Source organism: Tenacibaculum tangerinum (assembly GCF_029853675.1).
GTDB lineage: Bacteria > Bacteroidota > Bacteroidia > Flavobacteriales > Flavobacteriaceae > Polaribacter > Polaribacter tangerinum_A.
This window is the reverse complement of sequence record NZ_CP122539.1, coordinates 1,375,832-1,397,173: the sequence shown is the minus strand read 5'-3', so window position 1 is coordinate 1,397,173 and position 21,342 is coordinate 1,375,832. Positions and strand designations below refer to the sequence as shown.

Below are 21,342 nucleotides of genomic sequence, written 5' to 3'. Positions count from 1 at the left end.
AATAAATGAGTAATACAGTAGAAGCAATTCATTTGTTGGAAGATAAGTTAAAAAACTTACTTTCAAATTATGAGTTTTTAAAGGAAGAAAACAAAGTTTTGCTTCAAAATAATGCAGAATTACAGATTTTATTACAAGAAAGAGATAAGCAATTAAAAGAACAGCAAAGACAATTTAATTTGCTAAAAATTGCCAAAACTATTGAAGGCAGTAATGAAAATACAAGAGAAACAAAACTCAAAATAAATGCTTTAATTCGAGAGATTGATAAATGTATTACTCTTTTGAATACATAACAATGAGTTCTTTACATGGAAAAAATAAAAGTTAATGTAGTAATAGCTGGTAGAACATATCCTTTAAGTGTGAATAGTGTTGACGAAGAAGAAGGATTACGCAAAGCAGCAAAAAATATTAACGAATTAATAGCCAAGTTTGAACAAAGTTATGCGGTAGCAGATAAGCAAGATGTATTAGCAATGAGTGCGTTGCAATTTGCATCAAAAGCAGAAATAGTATCGTTAAAAAATACTAAAGAAAATACCGAAGTATTGCAAAAGATAAATGAATTGACTAACTTGCTAGAAAATCATTTATAAAACGTTCTTTAAAATATATAATTTAAATATACTGCCTACATTAGTACATTGTTTGTTAAACTCAACGTTATTCAATTATAAAGGATGAGTCGTGATTAGTAAAGCATGCCGATTTTATTTCGGATCCTTGATCAATCAGTTAGTCCTAAACTTGTTATTTGGAGTTTTAAAACCCTATTAATGTAGGCTTTTTTATACAATAAAATCAAAATTATGGAGGGAGTATTATTTCTTGTTTTAGCAGGAATTATAGGAGCAGCAGTAGGTTTTTTTATAGCTAAAATGCTAGAAAAATCTAATGCAAATAAATTAATACAGGAAACAAAAAAAGAGGCTAACAGTATTATAAAAGAGGCCAAAGTAGAGGCAGAGGCTATAAAAAAAGATAAAATTTTACAGGCTAAAGAGCGGTTTATAGAACTAAAATCTGAGCACGAAAAAGTAATTTTATCTAGAGAAAAGAAAGTTTCCGATGTAGAAAAAAGAATAAGAGACAAAGAAAGCCAAGTATCGTCAGAGCTCGATAAAAACAAAAGACTTAATAAACAGTTAGAGAAAAAAGAGGCTGATTTAGATTTTAAGTTAGAGTTTCTAGAAAAAAAAGAATCAGAATTAGAAAAAATGCACAAGCGCCATGTAGATATGCTTGAGCAAATTTCTGGACTATCAGCAGATGAAGCTAAAACAGAATTAGTAGCATCGTTAAAAGATGAAGCAAAATCAGATGCGATGTCTTTCATACAAGATACCATCGAAGAGGCTAAAATGACGGCTCAACAAGAAGCGAGAAAGGTAGTTTTAAATACAATTCAAAGGGTAGGAGTAGAACAAGCAGTAGAGAATTGTGTTTCTGTTTTTAATCTAGAGTCTGATGATGTAAAAGGAAGAATTATTGGTCGAGAAGGACGTAATATTCGTGCTTTAGAATCGGCAACAGGTGTAGAAATCATTGTAGATGATACCCCCGAAGCGATTATCTTATCTTGCTTTGACCCTGTACGTCGTGAAATTGCTCGTTTGTCAATGCATAAGTTGGTAACCGATGGAAGAATACACCCAGCGAGAATAGAAGAAATTGTAAAGAAAACCGAAAAACAGATTACTCAAGAAATCATCGAAGTAGGTAAACGTACTGTTATCGACTTAGGAATTCACGGTTTACACCCTGAACTGATTAAAACAATTGGACGTATGAAGTATCGCTCTTCGTATGGTCAAAATTTGTTACAACACTCGCGTGAAGTAGCAAACCTATGTGGTATTATGGCTGCAGAGATGGGCTTAAACGCTAAAGCTGCTAAACGTGCTGGATTATTACACGATATTGGTAAAGTGCCAGAAACTGAAAGTGAATTGCCACATGCTTTATTAGGAATGCAGTGGGCAGAGAAATACGGTGAAAAACCAGATGTATGTAATGCAATTGGAGCTCACCACGATGAGATTGAAATGAAAACAATGTTGGCGCCTATTGTACAAGTATGTGATGCGATTTCAGGGGCAAGACCAGGAGCTCGTCGTCAAGTATTAGACTCTTATATACAACGTTTAAAAGATTTAGAAGATATCGCTTTTGGATTTAACGGAGTACAAAAAGCCTATGCTATTCAAGCAGGACGTGAATTAAGAGTTATGGTTGAAAGTGCTAAAGTAAACGATACCAAAGCGGCAGAATTATCATTTAATATTTCTCAAAAAATTCAGAACGATATGACGTATCCAGGTCAGGTTAAGGTTACGGTAATTAGAGAGACAAGAGCAGTGAATGTGGCAAAGTAATTCAAACTTCTAGAAACAGCTGTTATTAAAGAATAGAGAAGTATTACAAAAAAAAGAAAATAGCAAAAACGACTATTATATTAATTGAAACCCTACGGAAACCCGTAGGGTTTTGTGTTTTTATCGGGGTAGGTTTGTAGTAACATTAATTTAAAAAATATGGAATATAAAGTAGTACCGTTTTATCCTATTATAACTAGAGAGAAAGATAATTCAAAAAAAATAGCAAAACAGTTAGAAGATATTATAGAAAATTATTCAAATCAAGGTTGGCAATATGTTAGGTTAGAGAGTGTAGAAACTTATTTATTTCCAGATGCAGGCTGTTTTGGTTTTGGAGCGAAACCAGGATATACAGCATATAGAAAGATGATTGTTTTTAGTAAAGCATGATGAAATACTTATTACTTCTTGGAATAAAGTCCTATTGGAAGTTCAAGCCAAAAGACAAACTAGAAAGATGATTGTTTTTAGTAAAGCATGATGAAATACTTATTACTTCTTGGAATAAAGTCCTATTGGAAGTTCAAGCCAAAAGACAAACCACCTCGCTGTATTTTTAGAAAGTCATGCTCGCACTACGTATATGAAGAAACTAAAAATACCGGCTTTATAGCAGGAATTAAGGCACTCATGTATCGGTTTAAAAATTGCACTTACGGTTATGAACTATATACGAATCCTGTAAACAAGAAAAAGCAGCTGTTACTAAAGAATGGAGAGGTAGTAGACGAAGAGAACATAGCAAAACGATTGTTATACTGACAAGTACCCTACGGAAATCCGTAAGGTTTTATGTTTTACAAGAGCTAATTTAGACACCATAAATTCAAGCTCTTTTGTATTATGGATCAGCTAAACAGAAAAGTGTTACTACTCGCATCGTCACTTATGGTAATAGCTGCTTTGGTGATTATTGCCAGAAAAGACAATGTTCAAGAAAATGTATACAACACGGCTATAGTCGGTTGTTATGTTTCTCCTGAAGCTAGGTGTACAGGTTCTGCAAACTGTAGGGCATGTAAAAACTGTAACTATTGTAAACATTGTAGCAAAGGAGGTTCATGCGGAGTGTGTTCTGGAAGAAATCAAACAAGAAACTATTCAAATTCTCGTAAAAACTACCCAAGACCAAAACCTACCGAAAGAACTATTTTTGACGGTCGTAACACTACAAATACGATAATACAAGAAGAACCCTACTATTTAAAAATATTATTGGTAAACCAAAATTCCTTAAACTTAAGGAGCGGACCCGATACTTCTTATTACGTAATACAAGAATTAAATTTTAGCGAAAAGTTAAGTCTGTTATCTACACATGGTAAATGGATTAAAGTAAAAGTGAAGAAAACAAAAGCAATTGGTTTTGTACATTATAGTGGAGTCCTTTTGGTAGAAGAGTAACTTTAAATTTAAGTTCATTACGGTTTTCCGTAAGGTTTTGTTTTATAAACAGTTTAGTTTTGGGATATGGAACTAGTTGCTTCAAAAATAAACGAGATAATACCATTAATCATTCTATTGCTAATTATTCTAGATGTTACTTTTTTATACGAGTATCCAGCTCACATTGCATATTTATTCATAGTGGCATTTATTGTATTAAAAACACGACTACCTAATGTCACATCAATAATACTGGTAGTAGTACTAAGGTTGGCACTAAGTGCGTTCCACTATTTTATTTGGAGAAAAAAGTTAGAAAAACTTCACGATACAATACGATCACCAAGAAAACATATTGGGCTATTGAAAGTTGTATAGGAGTGAAAGGAAAAATTTAAAAATAGAAGAAGAATTATTCATAACTCAATATAAAGAAAATGGAACTAACCAATAAACTAAAAACACTGTCGCAAAAAATTATCACGTTAAAAGAGCAGATAGAAACAGAAGAAGCCACCAAAACAGCCTTTGTGCTACCATTTATAGATTTGTTAGGCTACGATATTTTTAATCCAACAGAAGTAATTCCAGAATTTACGGCAGATATTGGTTTGAAGAAAGGGGAAAAAGTAGCTTATGCAATTATTCAAAATAATATTCCTGTTTTACTCATAGAATGTAAATATTGGAAAGAAGACTTGAATACACACAACTCACAATTGTTTAGATACTTCCATACTTCAAAATCAAGATTTACTCTTTTAAAAACAATAAATCATTACAAAGAACTAGACGTAGAAAATGTTAATTAGAATAAATCGAATTCAACCTTATAAACTTTAAAGCAACCAAATTAAAAACCAATGAAGAAAATCGTAATAATCCTGCTCTTTTTGAGTATGTTAGTCGCGTTTCAGAAAAAAGAAGATAAAAAAGTATATATCTGTAGTAGTGTAGCGAGTACAAGCTACCATTTTAAAAAAAAGTGTAGAGGATTGTCTAACTGTAAAACAGCCATCAAAGAAAGTACCGAAAAAAGAGTAAAAAAATTTGGTAGACTGCTGTGTAAATGGGAAGAAAAAGAATTAAAAAAGAAATAAAACGAACTCTGTTGATAACTATATGAACAGAGTTTTTTATTTTTTCGGGCGAAGTGGTATTTTAGCAAAGACTTCAAATTTACACGATTTTTATGACGCAAGAAACACAATATACCGAAGACAATATACGCTCACTTGACTGGAAAGAACACATTCGTATGCGTCCAGGAATGTACATTGGTAAATTAGGAGACGGATCATCACCAGATGACGGAATTTACATTTTGGTTAAAGAGGTTTTAGACAACTCTATCGACGAATTTGTCATGGGAGGTGGTAAAAACATCGAAGTTTCTGTTCAAGGAAATAAAGTAATCGTGCGTGACTACGGGCGTGGTATTCCGCTAGGAAAAGTGGTCGACGTAGTTTCAAAAATGAATACGGGTGGAAAGTACGATTCTAAAGCCTTTAAAAAATCTGTTGGTTTAAATGGGGTAGGTACCAAAGCAGTAAATGCGTTGTCATCTTATTTTAGAGTAGAGTCGACTCGTGACGGGAAATCAGCTGCTGCAGAGTTCGAAAAAGGGAATTTAACCAATCAGGAGTTTTTAGAAGAAACCTCACGCAGAAAAGGAACCAAAGTAACCTTTATTGCAGACGACACTATTTTTAAAAATTATAAATACCGCCCTGAATACATTTCTAAACTATTAAAAAACTATGTGTATCTAAACCCAGGATTAACCATAGTTTTTAACGGAGAAAAATTTTATTCAGAAAACGGATTAAAAGATTTATTGGAAGACAACAATAATCAAGACGATATGTTGTATCCAATAATTCACTTACGAGGCGATGATATTGAGGTAGCCATTACCCACAGTAAAACACAATATTCAGAAGAATACCATTCGTTTGTAAACGGACAAAATACCACCCAAGGAGGAACACACTTAAATGCCTTTCGAGAAGCAGTTGTAAAAACAGTACGAGAATTTTTCGGGAAGAACTTTGATGCCTCCGATGTACGTAAATCCATTATTTCAGCGATTTCTATCAAGGTAATGGAGCCCGTTTTTGAAAGTCAAACAAAAACAAAATTAGGTTCTACCGAAATGGGAGGCGACTTACCGACCGTTCGTACCTATATCAACGACTTTGTAAAAACACAATTAGACAACTATTTACATAAAAACACCGAAGTAGCTGATAAACTCCAAAAAAAGATACTACAAGCTGAAAAAGAGCGAAAAGAATTATCAGGAATTCGAAAATTAGCACGCGAACGTGCTAAAAAAGCTAGTTTGCACAATAAAAAACTACGCGATTGTCGTATCCATTTTGGAGACACCAAAAAAGATGGCTATTTAGATACTACCTTGTTTATTACCGAGGGAGATTCGGCAAGTGGATCGATTACCAAATCACGAAATGTAAACACGCAAGCGGTATTTAGTTTAAAAGGAAAACCCCTAAACTCATACGGATTGTCTAAAAAAATAGTATATGAAAACGAAGAATTTAACCTCTTACAAGCAGCATTGAATATAGAAGATGGCTTAGAAGATTTGCGTTATAACAATATTGTAATTGCAACCGATGCCGATGTAGACGGTATGCACATCCGTTTGTTATTAATTACCTTCTTTTTACAATTCTTTCCAGAAGTAATTAAAGAAGGACATTTGTATATTTTAGATACGCCGCTGTTTAGAGTACGAAATAAAAAAGAAACCATTTATTGCTATTCAGAAGAAGAAAAACAAGCAGCAATAGAAAAATTAAGAGGCAAACCTGAGATTACTAGATTTAAAGGATTGGGGGAGATTTCTCCTAATGAATTCGTGCATTTCATCGGAGACGATATCCGTCTAGACCCCGTAATGTTAGACAAAGAAATGTCGATAGAACAAATGCTAGAGTTTTATATGGGTAAAAACACACCCGACCGACAGAAGTTTATTATAAACAACTTAAAAGTGGAGTTGGATTTAGTAGAAGAAAATTAAAATAAAAAGCAACATGGAAATAAAACGATTAGAGTACTATAAAATACTACTTGTATTCTTTGTAGTAATAGCTGTCGGTTGTTCTTCAAATGACGATGAAGATTGTGTGAAAACAATCACTATCCCACAATTCTATATAGTATGGAATCAGACGTATCGTTACGATATTGAGCAAGAAGTACCTTGTGATGTAGAAGAAATAATAGAGCCTATCAAAATAGCACCACTATTATTAGAAGGATTTACGTACGAAGTAGTCCGTTTTGAATATACCCCAGATACCGGTAATAATACATCTCGGTTACAATTCGAAATAAAATTAAATAATCCCAATAATTATGCTGTGAATGGAGTCGCTTATTTTAGAATACTTAGTGACGATTTAGAGTTTTCAACAAATTATGAAAACTTAGTGAATCCGCCTTGTACAACTCTTGAAGCGAATTCAAGTTGTACGGTAACTTTAGATGTAGAAGAAAATAGAGATTTGGGGTACGCCAATTCATTTGAGCTTTTAGATGTAGAGTATTATATAACTAACTAAATATCAATAAATAAAAATATTTTTTAACGAATAAACGTTGAAACATTCATACATGAGTGAAGAACATAACAAGTACGAACACGACGAAGAACTAGATAAACCAATAGAGAACACCGAAACCATTACCAAGGTTACAGGTATGTATAAAGAATGGTTTTTAGACTATGCTTCGTATGTAATTTTAGAACGTGCGGTCCCCTCTATAGAAGACGGATTCAAACCCGTGCAACGTCGTATCATGCATTCTATGAAAGACTTAGATGATGGGCGCTATAATAAAGTAGCAAACATTGTTGGTCATACCATGCAGTACCACCCACACGGAGATGCTTCAATTGCCGATGCCATGGTACAAATGGGGCAAAAAGAACTGCTGATAGATATGCAAGGGAACTGGGGAAATATCCTAACAGGAGACCGTGCAGCAGCCTCTCGTTATATAGAAGCACGATTGTCTAAATTTGCCTTAGATGTTGTTTTCAACGCCAAAACTACCGAGTGGCAAGCCTCGTACGACGGACGTAAAAAAGAACCCGTAAACTTACCCGTAAAATTCCCGTTGTTGTTAGCGCAAGGAGCAGAAGGTATTGCGGTAGGATTATCAACCAAAATATTACCTCATAACTTTAACGAATTAATCGATGCTTCTATCAAATATTTGAAAGGAAGAAGTTTTACCATCGTTCCCGATTTTTTAACAGGCGGTATCGTAGATGTTACCGATTATAAAGATGGAAAAAGAGGAGGGAAAATTCGAGTACGTGCCAAAATAGCAGCATTGGATAAGAAAACACTGGTTATTAATGAAATTCCGTTTGGAACTACGACCTCTTCGCTAATCGACAGTATTTTAAAAGCCAACGATAAAGGAAAAATTAAAATCAAAAAGATTGAAGATAACACGGCTGCTGAGGTAGAAATTTTAGTACACTTACCGCCTAATGTATCGCCAGACAAAACTATCGATGCATTGTATGCTTTTACCAGTTGTGAAAACTCAATATCACCACTGTGCTGTATTATTGAAGACAACAAACCTATTTTTATCGGTGTTAGCGAAATTCTAAAAAAATCAACAGATTTTACAGTAGAACTGCTAAAACGTGAATTAGAAATTCAATTACACGAATTAGAAGAACAATGGCATTTTGCTTCTTTAGAACGTATTTTTATTGAAAACAGAATTTACCGCGACATTGAAGAAGTAGAAACTTGGGAAGGAGTCATTGAAGCTATTGATAAAGGATTAAAACCCTATACAAAACATTTAAAAAGAGAGGTAACCGAAGAAGATATCGTTCGCTTAACAGAAATAAGAATTAAGAAAATTTCAAAGTTCGATATTGATAAAGCAAAACAATTTATTGAAAGTTTAGAAGAAAAAATAACAGAGGTTAAAAACCATTTAGACAATCTAATTGATTTTGCCATAGACTATTTTAAAGAACTAAAAGCAAAATACGGAAAAGGAAAAGAACGCAAAACAGAAATCCGCATTTTTGATGATATCGTTGCGACCAAAGTAGTCATGCGAAACTCAAAACTGTACGTAAATAGAGAAGAAGGATTTATAGGAACCTCGCTACGAAAAGACGAGTATGTTACCGATTGTGCCGATATCGACGATATTATTGTGTTTAGAGACAACGGCACCATGATGGTCACCAAAGTAGACGCTAAAACCTTTGTAGGAAAAGGGATTATTCATGTCGCAGTCTTCAAGAAAAAAGACAAGCGTACCGTGTATAACATGATTTATCGTGATGGAGCAAAAGGCGCTACGTACATGAAGCGATTTAACGTAACGTCGGTAACAAGAGATAAGGAATACAATTTAGGAAACGATAATCCAAAATCGAAGGTGCTCTATTTTACCGCCAATTCTAATGGAGAAGCTGAGGTAGTCACTATTTTATTGCGAGCAGTAGGCAGTGTTAAAAAACTAAAGTGGGATATAGATTTTGCCGATTTAGCGGTAAAAGGTCGCGGAGTTCGAGGTAATTTAGTAACCAAGTACTCGGTTAAAAAAGTAGAGTTTAAAGAAGCGGGAGTATCGACACTAAAACCAAGAAAAATTTGGTTTGACGATACCGTACAGCGTTTGAACGTAGACGGTAGAGGAGAGTTGTTAGGAGAGTTCAAAGCAGAAGATAAAATTTTAATAGCTACACAATCAGGAAAAATCAAAGCCGTATCACCAGATTTAGCGATGCACTTTGAAAATGATATGATTGTGCTAGAAAAGTGGAAACCCAATAAACCGATTTCTGCAATTTATTTCGACGGAATTAAAGAACGTTATTTTGTAAAGCGATTTTTAGTGGAAACCCCAGATAAAGAGGAACTATTTATATCTGAAGATGAAAAATCAAAATTAGAAATTATAGCTACAGATTATCGTCCAGTAGCGGAGGTTATTTTTTCTAAAAGAAGTTTAGAGAACATAGAGGTAAATTTTGAAGACTTTATCGCAATTAAAGGAATTAAAGCACAAGGAAACCAATTAACAACCGAAAAGATAAGAACCGTTAATTTGTTAGAATCGCTACCCTATGATGAACCCGAAGAAGCTAAAGTTGAAGATATTGAAGTTAATGATGAAGAGGAAATAAAAGAAGAAGTATTGCCTTTGGAAGTAGAAGAAACAAAACCTAAAGAGTTTGTGGAGTCTAAAGAAGATAAGGCAAAAAAAGCTTTAGAAAAAGCACTTCGAAAGAAGAAAAAAGACATAGATGACGAAAGTCAAACAGCATTATTTTAATGAGTGAGCTATCAACATATCGTTTTAACCTCGATACCTTTTTCGGTATTTTAGGATATATTTTAGTAGTTATATTGGTAGCTTGGGTTGTGTCAAGAATTGTAAGAGCGGTAGTTTGGCAACTAATTAAACATAAAAAAGAAGATCGTTTTGGCAGAACGAGTATTCAATTTTTTCGCAATTCAGTAACCTTTATAGTCGGACTTTTAAGCATCATTTATATAATTATGACCGTGCCTGCTTTTCGAAGTAAAGCTACTTTTATTTTTTCAGGAGCAGGTATTATAGCAGCAATTATAGGTTTTGCTGCCCAAGCTGCCCTATCGAATTTAATTGCAGGGGCATTTATTGTTATATTTAAACCCTTTAGAGTAGGAGATTATATAAAGTTAGACGACACCCGTGTAGGAATTGTAGAAGATATTACGTTAAGACATACAGTAATAAACAATTTTGAAAACAAACGTTTAATCATCCCAAATTCTGTTATTAGTACCGATTCTGTATTAAATCATACCATTGAAGATTCTCATGTGTTGAGTTTTAATAATTTTAAAATTGGGTTACAGGCAAATATTGATTTAGTACGAAAAATTATACAAGAAGAAGCTGTAAAATTACCATCAGTTATAGACAATCGTACACCAGACCAAGTTATAAGAGATATACATCAGATAGATGTTCGTGTTATTGATGTATATCCAGAGTATATTCACATTCGTGCTTATGTGTGGCTAAATGAACCTTTTCAGGAATTTAAGATTAAATGTGCTTTAAAAGAAGCCGTGCACAAGCGCTTTTTAGAAGAAGGAATTTCATTACCAATACCGATTCACAAAATAATTACAATGACTTCCTAAGAATTAGAAAATAAGAATATTAATTTTCTTTTTTAAATAGAAAGCCTAACCCCAAGCGACTTAAGAATTTTTTTCAAACTCCCAGAAGAATTTGAATTGCCCAAAAAGCCATCCAACAATAGGTAAGGTAGCCTGATAAATAGGAAAAATAAGCAAGATTCTTAAAGGGTAATATACCCATGGGTTCATGGTCTCTGCAGACAAGCCTAATAGATTGGTAACAGGTTTTGCAACCCAAGCAGCAAATGAGCCATTGATAGCAAAGACAATTAGAATAGCGACCAAAGCCCAATTATTTTCTATTCCCCAACGTTGTTTTAATTTTTCCATAATTAATAATATGGCAGCAAAAGTAACTAAAAGAAAAAAGGCAAACAAATGTTTACCTCCTAAGATATTTAATAGAAAAGTATTGTAGCCGTCTACAAAACAAAAAAGGGCTTCTTTTTTTGTTCTCTATCAGATTTTTTTATTGAAGTTTTTTTATAATGTGTTCGTTTTCAAATTATAAAGTTTGTTTACAAGAAACGTTTTTACATTAAAAAAGCTCAGAGAAACTATGTGTGAATACAACTTTTGTGTATTAAACGTGAGGGATAAAAATTACTTTAACGTGAGTATTCGATGCAAAATATCAAATTAAGTTCCTTCAAAATCAAAAGCATGTCATGTCGATTGAATGAAATATGAGTGATGATACATCTCAATAACATGAGTTACTTGTCTGCATGAGATTCCTTCCTCTGGTCGGAATGACATTTTTAAATAGGCTTTAGAGATAAAATCTTAAAATCAACATAATGATATCCCGAACTCATGTTATTTTAAGTTTTCCTTACGCTTTTCAGGTTCTGCGTTTAAGAATTAATTGTCTCAAATATTAGAAAAATAGAGATGCTAAAGAAACATATTCAGTAACTATTTAAGAAAAGAGCAGGTACTATTTAAAAAAAATAGCAGGTTAAAAAAAGGGTTAATTATTTGTTTATCAATGTTTTGATGTTGTTATAAGGTGGCTAATGTCGTAAAATTAAACCCTGTAGGTAAAAAAATTAACTTTACTAAAAACTAAAACTAAAAACTTATGAAGCGTTTATCAATTCAATCGTTAGTGAAATACGAATTAACATCAGAAGAAAAATCTAAAGTTTTTGCAGGTGATCCAATAGAATTGCCATCGGACTTTAGTTCGAACGGTTATGGAGATCCTGATACAGATGGGGAAGAGGAATGTTTTAAGCTGCCTCCTGGTGGTACAAGAGATGAATGTTATGAGAAAAATAACAAGAAGAGTCTAGGATTATAAGTCAAAGAACCAATTTGCTACAACTCCGTATCAATTTTTTCAATAAATTGATACGGAGTTATTCCTGTATATTTCTTAAATATTCGTGTAAACGATTTTGCATTTTTATATCCAGCTATTTCTCCTATGGCTTGTGTTGTATATGACCTAACTTTCTTATCGCTACTAAGTAGTTCAATAATGTAATTAATTCTTAACTCGTTCGTATAATCATTAAAACTCATTTTTTTATGTTCTTTAATGATTTTTGATAAGTAAGTGGTATTCGTTCCAATTTTTTTGGCTGCATTGTATAAATTGAACTCTTCTTTTAAGAAGTATTTTTTTTCTTCTAGCTTTAAGAGTCCCTCAATAATCTGTTGATGATGTTTGTCTTTTATTTTAAAGTTATTAGATAAAGAGAATGATTTTTCGTTTAAGTCTTCTTTTTTTGAAATTTTAGCCAATAACTCATTTAGTTTTTCATTTGCTTTCTTTTTTTCTTTAGCGTTTTTTATTACCAAGAAGCTAATAAACAGTAAAATGGCAACCAAACTACTAAAAATAGTAGTGTAGTAAGAATCTTTGTTGGCAATATATTCTTTCAACTCTTTCAATTCTTTTATTTTTTCATCAAGATCAACTTTATAGGCTCCTTTAATTTGTTGCTCATTCCTTGAAGTTATTTTGTGGTAGTCGGTAATAAATGTGTTTAAATAATAGTTAGCAGAATCCTTTTTATTTTGTTTGGAGTATATCTTAGAAAGGTAGTTGTGCATGCTCATATAGTTATAATCTAAAACAGTATCCTTTTTAATGCTTAAAGCAGTTAAAAAGTTTTTTTAGCCTTTTCTATATCGTTTAGCATATAATAATTATACCCATTATTATAATACCCTTTGTATAAGTATGATTGAGACTTGCTTTTTCGAAATAATTCTAAACTCTTTTCAAGAAAAAAACTAGCTTTGATGAGCTGCCTCTTTAAGCTATAAATTGTTCCTATACCATAATATACTTTACCAAGATAGTAGTCATTGAAGTTAAAATCTTTACTTCTTAAAATAGTATTGTAATAATGTAAAGAAGAGTCGGCGGCATATTTGTTTTTTAAAGTATCATTTTTATATAAAGTAGCATAAATGGCGGCAACATTAGACATTTTTTTGTATTTACTACTATAATATTTTTCAGCAAGCTTATTCTTATTTTTTTCTATTAGCTCAAGTGTTTGTTTTCCCTTATCTAAGGCTTTGTCAAACTCTTCCATATCCTGATAAATAAGGGCTATATTCCCTTTTATCTTAATAATTCGTTCTATATCATTGGCTAGTAAAGCAAAATCTTCGGCGATAACATAATTTTGCAGCGCAGGCTCAATTAACTCTCTTCTTTTATTAGAGTTACCTAATAGTATGTGTATGTCAAAAAGAATGGGATAGTTTTCACGTGTTTTTGGAATTTTAGAGAGGTATTTATGAATGCTATCATTGTAAAAAGAAACATCAACTGCTTGTTTTTCTCTTGTTTTTAAATATTCTATTGCTGCATAAGCAAAAGTTTTATAAGAAGCATTGTTCGTTTGTCGTAGCTTACTCATGTAATAAAGAGAGCTATCAACCCCAATCTCTCTATATTGGTAAAACTTTTTTTAAAATTTTCTAATTCACTTTTACTGTATGGGTAAGGTATTTGAGAAAAGCATTGAGTAGAATAAAAAATCAATACAAATAAAAACGATAGTTTTTTGAACATGCTTTTTTAGGTTAGAAAATTAATATGACTGCAAAATAAAAAATATTTAGTGAGTACAATTCATAAAAGCTAAGTAACTTGGGTGAATAGTTTATTCATTTTTACATAGATACATGCGTTATAGTACTATTTAGAAATGATATGTTTTTTGCAAATCAAATATGTATTATAAAATAAATTAATTGATAAAAATACGATATAAAAGTAAAATACGTTTTGGTTTTAGTTATATTTAGACATTAAAAACAATATAAAAACCTTAGATTTTATGAAAAAACTTCTCCTTTTAGCAGTTATTTTATCCTCATTAGCCTCTTATTCACAAATTGAATTTATCGAAACTACTAAAACAGAAATAGTAGGAAAAATAGAATATGTTTATTTAGAGAAAATAGGGGATAAGGCCTATAATTTTTATTATAAAAATATTAATGATCCCATACACGAGTATGTTCATTTTTCATTTAAAAACTTAGATAATGATGTAGAAAAATTGCATCAAATAATTATGCGTGGATTTGAAGAAAATCCTAGAGATCCATACAAAATCAAAGCCAATGGCGAGGTTGTTTGGTTAAAATATTCTAAAGAAGAAGGGGTCGTATTGCTACAAATTCAACAGTATGTAAGTAGAGATCCAGATATTATGACGGTTTCTAAGTTACTTACGTATGAAGACGTTAACAAATTATTTAAAAAATAAAATACGTTAACTTAAAAAAAGTAAAAAGCAGCTTATAAAATTTTATAAGCTGCTTTTTTATGGTTGCATATTATATCTTAGTTTTTAGCTTTGTTTTTAAAAGCATCAAACTTATTTGTTGTTTGTTTTGGCCAGCTGTTATTGGAAGTATCAATATCAGCAGTTTCTAAATCAGGATCTACAACAATACTTTTAATTTCTTGCGATGAAGTAAATACACGAGATACCTCATGCTCATTTTTTCTCCATATTTGAGCGGGGAAAGTTTCACGTTTTTTGCTACCATCGGCATACGTTAATTCTACAATAATAGGCATTACCAAACCGCCTGGTTTTTCAAACTCAACTTGGTATATATAATTAGGAATATCTTTTAAGTTCGCTTTTTCCTCGGCAGATAAGCTGTTAATATATGTTTTAACAGCAGAGTTATCAGCATCATCTTTGTTGGTTGTTAAATACACTAGCTTACCCATACGAGTAAAGTAGTGTGGATATTGTTCTTGTAACTTTTTTGTTTCTTCGTTAGGTTTATTGGTTACGTATAAAGGTTTTACGTCTTTAATGCCAATATCAGTATAATCGGTTGTGTAAAACCAACCTCTCCAAAACCAATCTAAATCCATACCAGATGCATCTTCCATAGTTCTAAAGAAATCAGCAGGAGTAGGGTGTTTGAACATCCATCTTTTAGAATAGGTTCTAAAAGCGTAATCAAATAATTCTGGTCCCATAATTGTTTGGCGTAACATATATAAACCAGCAGCCGGCTTTGTATAGGCGTTAGGACCAAAATTATGTACATAATCACCTTGAGACATGATTGGACTTAATTTATCTTGGTCTAAGCTCATATAACGAACGATGTCTTTCGGTAAGTTACGGGTATTAAAATTTGGATCGTAATCTAGTTCGGCTAAAATTTCTACAAAAGAATTTAAACCTTCGTCCATCCAAGTCCACTGACGTTCGTCAGAGTTTACAATCATAGGAAAAAAGTTGTGTCCTACCTCATGGGTAATCACGCCAATCATTCCATTTTTTACTCTATCAGAATAAGTTCCGTCAGGATTTGGTCGTCCGAAATTAAAACAAATCATTGGGTATTCCATTCCTTGACGCTTCGCATGTACCGATATAGCTTTGGAATAAGGATAATCGAAGGTCATTTTCGAATACTCTTCTAAAGTATTGGCAACCACACGAGTTGAGTGTTCTTCCCATAAGGGGTTTCCTTCTTTAGGATATAACGATATAGCCATTACGGTTTTACCATTAATGTTTACTGCCATAGCATCCCAAATATATTTTCTTGATGAAGCGAAAGCAAAGTCACGAACATTTTTAGCTTTAAAATGCCATGTTTTCGTTTTAGTTGTTCCTTCCTTTTCATTTTCTTCAGCTTCTTTTTGAGATACAATAAATACAGGATTGTTAAACGATTTTCTAGCCAATTCAAAACGCTGACGTTGTTCTTTCGTTAACACTTCTTTTTCGTTTTGTAATTCGCCAGTAGCTTCTAAAATATGATCGGCAGGAACGTTAATTTTTACATCATAATCACCAAATTCTAATGCCCATTCACTGCGACCCCAAAATTGCATATTTTGCCAACCTTCTACATTGTTATACACACATAATCTTGGAAAAAACTGAGCAATCACATAGTTTTTATTTCCGTCAGGAAATAATTCAAAACCTGAGCGCCCTCCATCTTCAACATGATTGTTAATTAAATAATTCCATTTAATTTTAAATTTAAAAACTTCGCCTGGAGCCAGTGGCTTGGGTAAGTTAATTCGCATCATGGTACGGTTAATGGTATGAGATAAGTCTCTACCATCTGCATATTTTACAGCTTCAATATTAAAACCAAACTTTTTCGGTTTTCCCATATTTTCTTTTACAAAACCACTTGGGGTTTGAAAATCAGTTGCTCCTTTCGACTCTACTAAGGGAGTTTTAGAATCTGGAGCGCGCATATTTTGGTCTAACTGTAACCACAAGTACTCTAAGTGGTCTTTCGAGTTGTTATGGTAGGTAATATCTTCATCTCCATACAGTTTATTGGTAGCTTCATCTAAGTGTAGGTTCATTACATAATCTACCTTTTGTTGTGTATATGCATGACCCGGTGCTCCTGATGCAGTACGTTGATCGTTAGGAGTGGCTAACAAATCTTTTAATTGTCGGAATTTGTTTTGATCGGTATGGCCTTGTTGGCGTTCTTTTTTGGGTGCTTCTTGCGCAAACATAGAAGCTGATATGAAGAGTGCCGAAAATAGTAACGTAGAATATCTTCTCATGTAGATGCTTATTAATTTTTAAATAAATAAGGCGAAAGTTAACGAAATCTTGCTACTATAAAATAAGCTTTATTAAAATTTTAACAAACCTTTATCATTATCACTTGATAAAAACAAACTTTTACGCTGCTTTTTAACTGTTGCTTTGATAAGGTTTTGTTGTTCAGGAAAGTGTTTGACTAAAATATCGTTTGTTATTTTTATTGATTTGGGTGATGAAACACCCTCTATTTCTAAATAAAAATACACAATGTTACCGTCGTATTCTTTACCAATGAATTTATAAACCTTTTCTTCATCGTTTATATTTACTTTGAAGTGCTTTTTTAGATAGGTATAAAAATAGTCATTAATAGTTGCGAGTTCATTTTTTGTTGCAATTCGTAAGTCGGTATGATACTCTTTATTAATTGCAGTTTCAATATCATCCATAAATACATTCATAATCATTTGCACGCTTTGTGTATCTTCGATATATTCTATCTCCGTTAAGGCGATATAATATTTATGTAGTGTAAACGATAGTAAGGGAAATAGAAATAAAAAAATGAAAAATTTCTTCATGGTTGGTTCAACATCAATTAGTGCGCCAAAGTACTATTTTTCAATGATTCTAAGATATTCTTCGTGTTCTTTCCTTAAGATTTGAATCACTTTCATGACTTCACGGTTCTGATACAACTTTTCAATACCAAGTGGATTGCAGTATTCGAGAAAGTGGTAGTATTTATCTACTGGAATTTTTAATTCAGAAAAAAAGAAATCTTCGCCCAATTCATTCAATAGTTTGGTGGGCATATTTTCTTTAAAAGCTAATTCTTTACGTAGCTTCCATAGTTCAGCCGATTCTTTAAAGGGAATAACATTGGTGGTTCCCATTCCTTCAAACTCTTTGGTAGGGTCAGCTCTTACCACAATAGGTTTTACGTGTTTGTTAATATGGTCGTCTGCAGTATAAGTAGTGTAATTTACATTAGAAAAATCGGTTGTACTCGTTGCAATTTCTGCTTTTTTATCTCGTTTTATTTTTTTTAAATCCATAGAAAGCTCACCAAAAAGTTGATTCTTTATCAATTGGATTTCATCTAGCAAGTAATCTTGTTTCTTGAGCGTAGTTATTTTTCTGTAGGTATTAAAATCTTTTTTAGTTAGTTTTAAGTATATAGTTTCATGACCTATACTACTATATCTAATAGAATCTGTGGGTTTAGCAAAAAGCCTATATTCTCCTTTTTCATTAGCAAATGTGGCTTGTTGTGTTGAAAAATTAACGATATGAGCATTTTCTAAAACACCATCTTCATCATAAACAATTCCAAAAAGTGTTTTTCGTTCTTCTTGTGAATATATAATTTGAGATAACAAAAATAAAAGGAGGAGCGCTTTTTTCATGTGTATAGGTTGTTTTGCTTACTTCTAAAGGTACAAAATATTCTTAACAAACAGCCATAGAAAAAATTAATAGATGTATTAGATTTAATGATAATTTTTAGGGTTTAGTTTTTTGAACACAATAGATTTCTTTTGCAAGAATTCAATCATGCTCATTTCATCATTTAGGTAAAAAGAGTTGAAATCGTCTGCTCCTTCAGCAAAATAAATAAATCGTTCAATATCTTCTTGTAATATGCTCAGTTCGTTTGAAATGTATAAGCGGTAGTTAGTACGTATGTTTTGTACTCTTTTTTCAGTGTCTTCAATCGCTTTGAGTTTTTTCAGTTTTTTTAATCTACCAGACATCCAATTTAACAGCGGGTCTAGCGGAATTCCTGCAGAACTTGTCATCGCTGTATGCAATCTTCTTTCGGCTGGAGTAAGTATTCTAGAGCCCGCAAAAGGTAAATTCAACGTTTCGGCATTGATTTCTTTTTCAGATTTTATATGTTTTGAATCTAAAGCAATAAAACCTGTTAAATCATGCTTTTTTAGCTCCACCTCTTCCAATTCAATAGGTACTTTTTTTAGTTTGATATGGTTTTCTTGTATTCCGAAGTGATGTATGGCTACCACAATTTTTTTAGTTTCATACCCCACAAACGAAATCTTTAATGTATCGTTGGGTATTGCTAAAATTCTAAACTTACCATGATCGTTTGTAAAAGTACCTTGCTTCGTAGTTAGATTGATCACATGCGCATTTGCAACGGCACCCATTTCATCTTGTAAGGTAGCATAGAAGAATTTTCGATGTTTTTGAGATACAGCGGTTAAAGAAAGCGTACTACAAATGATAAGGAATAATGTTTTTTTCATTCTTTTTCGTTCTTTATTTTTAAGTAGCTTTTACTTTCTTCTTGTAAAATAGCAATTACTTTTAAAACTTTTCCTTCCTTATAAAGTTTTTCGATTCCTAAAGGATTGCAATACGTTAAGAAATGAAGATATTTTTCTTTGGGAATTTTAAGCTCTTTAAAGAAGAAGTGTTCTCCAAATTCAGAGAGCAACATTTTATGAAAAGTCTCTTTACTTTTTAGTTTTTTTCGTGTATCCCGTTGTTTCTTTGAACTTTTTCCTTTTGAAAGAGAAATGACCAGTCCAAGAGAAACACCCTGTATTAATTGGGTGGGGTCAGTTTCTACATTGGGGGGCTTCACATGTTTATCGATATAATCTAACTTTTTAATGATGGGAGTACTGTAATCAATTCCCATAATAATATCCATTAATTTTTTTATGGGTTTATGGGTTAAGTCTTCAGGAGTTTTTTTTGAATCTAAAGCAATAAAACCTGTTAAATCATGCTTTTTTAGCTCTACCTCTTCCAATTCAATAGGCACTTTTTTTAATTGAATAGTATTTTCTTGTATTCCGAAGTGATGTATGCCTATCATAAACTTCTTGGTTTCATATCCCACAAACGAAATTTGCAAAGTATCGTTAGGTTTTGCCAACACTTTAAACTTACCATAATCGTTTGTAAAAGTACCTTGCTTCGTAGTTAGATTGATCACATGCGCATTTGCAACGGCACCCATTTCATCTTGTAAGGTAGCATAGAAGAATTTTCGATGTTTTTGAGATAAAGCGGTTAAAGAAAGCGTACTACAAATGATAAAGAAGACTGTTCTTTTCATCTTTCTTCGTTCTTTATTTTTAAGTAGCTTTTACTTTCTTCTTTTAAAATAGCAATTACTTTTAAAACTTTTCCTTCCTTATAAAGTTTTTCGATTCCTAAAGGATTGCAGTACGCTAAAAAATGAAGATATTTTTCTTCGGGAATTTTAAGCTCTTTAAAAAAGAAGTGTTCTCCAAATTCAGAGAGCAACATTTTAGGAAAAGTTTCTTTATAATTAATATCTTTTCGTAATGCTTTTAGGTTTGCTGAGTATTTATCAAGGCCAGTACTAAAACCTGAACCAACACCAGCAAATTTGCTAATGGGGTCAATTTCTAGTAGCATATTCGGAGCTTTGGCTCTATCCATTTCGTCAATGGGTAAAATAATTGATTTCTTAAAATCAATCATAGAAAAATCTAGAGCGCTTTTCGACTTGTCAGCTGCAATATCTTTGGGTGTCTGTTTGGTGTCTACAGCAATAAAACCTATTAAATGATGCTTTTTTATAGCTACTTCATCCAATTCGATAGGTACTTTTTTTAATTGAATAGTATTTTCTTGTATTCCGAAGTGATGTATGGCTACCACAATTTTTTTGGTTTCATACCCCACAAACGAAATTTGCAAAGTATCGTTAGGTTTTGCCAACACTTTAAACTTACCAAAATCGTTTGTAAAAGTACCTTGCTTCGTAGTTAGATTAATAACGTGGGCATTTGCAACAGCACCCATTTCATCTTGTATGGTAGCATAGAAGAATTTTCGGTTTTCCTGAGCTGTGACGTGCGAAGCAATCAAAAAGAGTAGTAAAGTAATGGGTAGTTGTGGTGTCATGCAAATGTTTTTAAAATGCGCTTAAATAATTGTAAAAAAGAAGTGTAAAACTTCTTGTCTTACAAATAAAACACCAATGTGTCTTAAAAATGTTTTAACACTTTGGTAAATTTGTGTTAATTTGAAGTATGAAAGCCTTCACAGAAGATGCTTTTATAATGTGAGTTCAAGATAAAACATCTGCTAGAGTTAGATAAAAATCAGTAGTACGTCCTGTCGAAGGAGTGAAGTATGAGAAATGATACACCTCAATAATAAGCCTTACTTATGTACATGAGATGTAGCTCTGCTGAACCGCAGCGGTTTCTAACTTTGTTCGCAACGATGTTTTTAAATTAGTTTTAGGCTACAAACCTTAAAGTTTAAAACTACAGTATCTCAAACCCACGTTTTACAGTACATAATACGAACAAACAATCA

General features: G+C 32.4%; 23 protein-coding genes and 1 other RNA gene. 15 read left to right on the top strand and 9 right to left on the bottom strand.

Annotated features, from left to right (window positions below; all coding sequences use genetic code 11):
* The first annotated feature begins 5 nt into the window (after nucleotides 1-5).
* From P8625_RS05940 to P8625_RS05880, 13 genes are all read left to right on the top strand, one after another.
* The gene (locus tag P8625_RS05940) at nucleotides 6-296 is read left to right on the top strand and encodes a hypothetical protein (protein ID WP_279652559.1); all 291 of its coding nucleotides are present in this window, start codon (nucleotides 6-8) and stop codon (nucleotides 294-296) included.
* 15 nt (nucleotides 297-311) lie between these two features.
* Nucleotides 312-599 (top strand): cell division protein ZapA, encoded by a 288-nt coding sequence (locus tag P8625_RS05935; RefSeq protein WP_279652558.1) that lies wholly within the window; start codon nucleotides 312-314, stop codon nucleotides 597-599.
* A 59-nt stretch (nucleotides 600-658) separates the two neighbouring features.
* Nucleotides 659-766: non-coding RNA, 6S RNA (gene ssrS, locus P8625_RS05930), on the top strand.
* Between the two features lie 46 nt (nucleotides 767-812).
* Nucleotides 813-2,378: a ribonuclease Y gene (rny, locus tag P8625_RS05925; RefSeq protein ID WP_279652557.1), complete on the top strand. Its 1,566-nt coding sequence runs from the start codon at nucleotides 813-815 to the stop codon at nucleotides 2,376-2,378.
* Between the two features lie 159 nt (nucleotides 2,379-2,537).
* On the top strand, nucleotides 2,538-2,771 hold the full coding sequence (locus P8625_RS05920; RefSeq protein ID WP_279652556.1) for a hypothetical protein: 234 nt from the start codon (nucleotides 2,538-2,540) through the stop codon (nucleotides 2,769-2,771).
* A gap of 87 nt (nucleotides 2,772-2,858) precedes the next feature.
* Nucleotides 2,859-3,143, top strand: coding sequence for a membrane protein insertion efficiency factor YidD (gene yidD / locus P8625_RS05915; RefSeq protein WP_279652555.1), 285 nt, complete (start codon nucleotides 2,859-2,861; stop codon nucleotides 3,141-3,143).
* An 81-nt stretch (nucleotides 3,144-3,224) separates the two neighbouring features.
* Entirely contained in the window at nucleotides 3,225-3,785 is a 561-nt protein-coding gene (locus tag P8625_RS05910; protein WP_279652554.1) for an SH3 domain-containing protein, read from the top strand.
* Nucleotides 3,786-4,204: 419 nt separating this feature from the next.
* On the top strand, nucleotides 4,205-4,579 hold the full coding sequence (locus P8625_RS05905) for a hypothetical protein (RefSeq protein WP_322790510.1): 375 nt from the start codon (nucleotides 4,205-4,207) through the stop codon (nucleotides 4,577-4,579).
* A gap of 51 nt (nucleotides 4,580-4,630) precedes the next feature.
* On the top strand, nucleotides 4,631-4,867 hold the full coding sequence (locus P8625_RS05900) for a hypothetical protein (protein ID WP_279652553.1): 237 nt from the start codon (nucleotides 4,631-4,633) through the stop codon (nucleotides 4,865-4,867).
* A 92-nt stretch (nucleotides 4,868-4,959) separates the two neighbouring features.
* Complete coding sequence (locus tag P8625_RS05895; RefSeq protein ID WP_279652552.1) at nucleotides 4,960-6,816, top strand: DNA topoisomerase IV subunit B; 1,857 nt, start codon at nucleotides 4,960-4,962, stop codon at nucleotides 6,814-6,816.
* Nucleotides 6,817-6,829: 13 nt separating this feature from the next.
* Complete coding sequence (locus P8625_RS05890; protein ID WP_279652551.1) at nucleotides 6,830-7,360, top strand: hypothetical protein; 531 nt, start codon at nucleotides 6,830-6,832, stop codon at nucleotides 7,358-7,360.
* Nucleotides 7,361-7,412: 52 nt separating this feature from the next.
* Entirely contained in the window at nucleotides 7,413-10,121 is a 2,709-nt protein-coding gene (locus tag P8625_RS05885) for a DNA gyrase/topoisomerase IV subunit A (protein WP_279652550.1), read from the top strand.
* Nucleotides 10,121-10,981: a mechanosensitive ion channel family protein gene (locus P8625_RS05880; protein WP_279652549.1), complete on the top strand. Its 861-nt coding sequence runs from the start codon at nucleotides 10,121-10,123 to the stop codon at nucleotides 10,979-10,981. The genes P8625_RS05885 and P8625_RS05880 overlap by 1 nt, the downstream gene beginning before the upstream one ends.
* Before the next feature lie 60 nt (nucleotides 10,982-11,041).
* Here P8625_RS05880 and P8625_RS05875 read toward each other — a convergent pair whose 3' ends face one another.
* Nucleotides 11,042-11,311 carry a DUF6787 family protein gene (locus tag P8625_RS05875; protein ID WP_279652548.1) on the bottom strand — a complete coding sequence of 90 codons (270 nt, stop codon included), beginning with the start codon at nucleotides 11,309-11,311 and terminating at the stop codon, nucleotides 11,042-11,044.
* Between the two features lie 754 nt (nucleotides 11,312-12,065).
* Between P8625_RS05875 and P8625_RS05870 the strand changes: the two genes are divergently transcribed.
* Nucleotides 12,066-12,287: a hypothetical protein gene (locus P8625_RS05870; protein ID WP_279652547.1), complete on the top strand. Its 222-nt coding sequence runs from the start codon at nucleotides 12,066-12,068 to the stop codon at nucleotides 12,285-12,287.
* A gap of 17 nt (nucleotides 12,288-12,304) precedes the next feature.
* Here P8625_RS05870 and P8625_RS05865 read toward each other — a convergent pair whose 3' ends face one another.
* Together P8625_RS05865 and P8625_RS05860 are read right to left on the bottom strand one after the other, a co-directional pair.
* Nucleotides 12,305-13,045, bottom strand: a complete 741-nt coding sequence (locus P8625_RS05865) for a helix-turn-helix domain-containing protein (protein ID WP_279652546.1) — start codon at nucleotides 13,043-13,045, stop codon at nucleotides 12,305-12,307.
* A 50-nt stretch (nucleotides 13,046-13,095) separates the two neighbouring features.
* Nucleotides 13,096-13,866, bottom strand: a complete 771-nt coding sequence (locus tag P8625_RS05860; RefSeq protein WP_279652545.1) for a hypothetical protein — start codon at nucleotides 13,864-13,866, stop codon at nucleotides 13,096-13,098.
* Nucleotides 13,867-14,289: 423 nt separating this feature from the next.
* On the opposite strand from P8625_RS05860, the gene P8625_RS05855 reads away from it, so the two are divergent.
* On the top strand, nucleotides 14,290-14,724 hold the full coding sequence (locus tag P8625_RS05855; protein ID WP_279652544.1) for a hypothetical protein: 435 nt from the start codon (nucleotides 14,290-14,292) through the stop codon (nucleotides 14,722-14,724).
* A 77-nt stretch (nucleotides 14,725-14,801) separates the two neighbouring features.
* On the opposite strand, the gene P8625_RS05850 is transcribed toward P8625_RS05855, so the two are convergent.
* The 6 genes from P8625_RS05850 to P8625_RS05825 form a co-directional block, all read right to left on the bottom strand.
* Complete coding sequence (locus P8625_RS05850) at nucleotides 14,802-17,030, bottom strand: M1 family metallopeptidase (RefSeq protein WP_279652543.1); 2,229 nt, start codon at nucleotides 17,028-17,030, stop codon at nucleotides 14,802-14,804.
* Between the two features lie 72 nt (nucleotides 17,031-17,102).
* Nucleotides 17,103-17,594, bottom strand: a complete 492-nt coding sequence (locus tag P8625_RS05845; protein ID WP_279652542.1) for a DUF6702 family protein — start codon at nucleotides 17,592-17,594, stop codon at nucleotides 17,103-17,105.
* Nucleotides 17,595-17,627: 33 nt separating this feature from the next.
* Complete coding sequence (locus tag P8625_RS05840) at nucleotides 17,628-18,422, bottom strand: hypothetical protein (RefSeq protein ID WP_279652541.1); 795 nt, start codon at nucleotides 18,420-18,422, stop codon at nucleotides 17,628-17,630.
* 84 nt (nucleotides 18,423-18,506) lie between these two features.
* A complete protein-coding gene (locus P8625_RS05835) occupies nucleotides 18,507-19,283 on the bottom strand; it encodes a carboxypeptidase-like regulatory domain-containing protein (protein ID WP_279652540.1) in 777 nt (258 codons plus the stop codon).
* A complete protein-coding gene (locus tag P8625_RS05830; RefSeq protein ID WP_279652539.1) occupies nucleotides 19,280-20,104 on the bottom strand; it encodes a carboxypeptidase-like regulatory domain-containing protein in 825 nt (274 codons plus the stop codon). The genes P8625_RS05835 and P8625_RS05830 overlap by 4 nt, the downstream gene beginning before the upstream one ends.
* Nucleotides 20,101-20,922 carry a carboxypeptidase-like regulatory domain-containing protein gene (locus P8625_RS05825; protein WP_279652538.1) on the bottom strand — a complete coding sequence of 274 codons (822 nt, stop codon included), beginning with the start codon at nucleotides 20,920-20,922 and terminating at the stop codon, nucleotides 20,101-20,103. Before P8625_RS05825 ends, P8625_RS05830 begins: the two co-directional genes overlap by 4 nt.
* Between the last annotated feature and the right edge of the window lie 420 nt (nucleotides 20,923-21,342).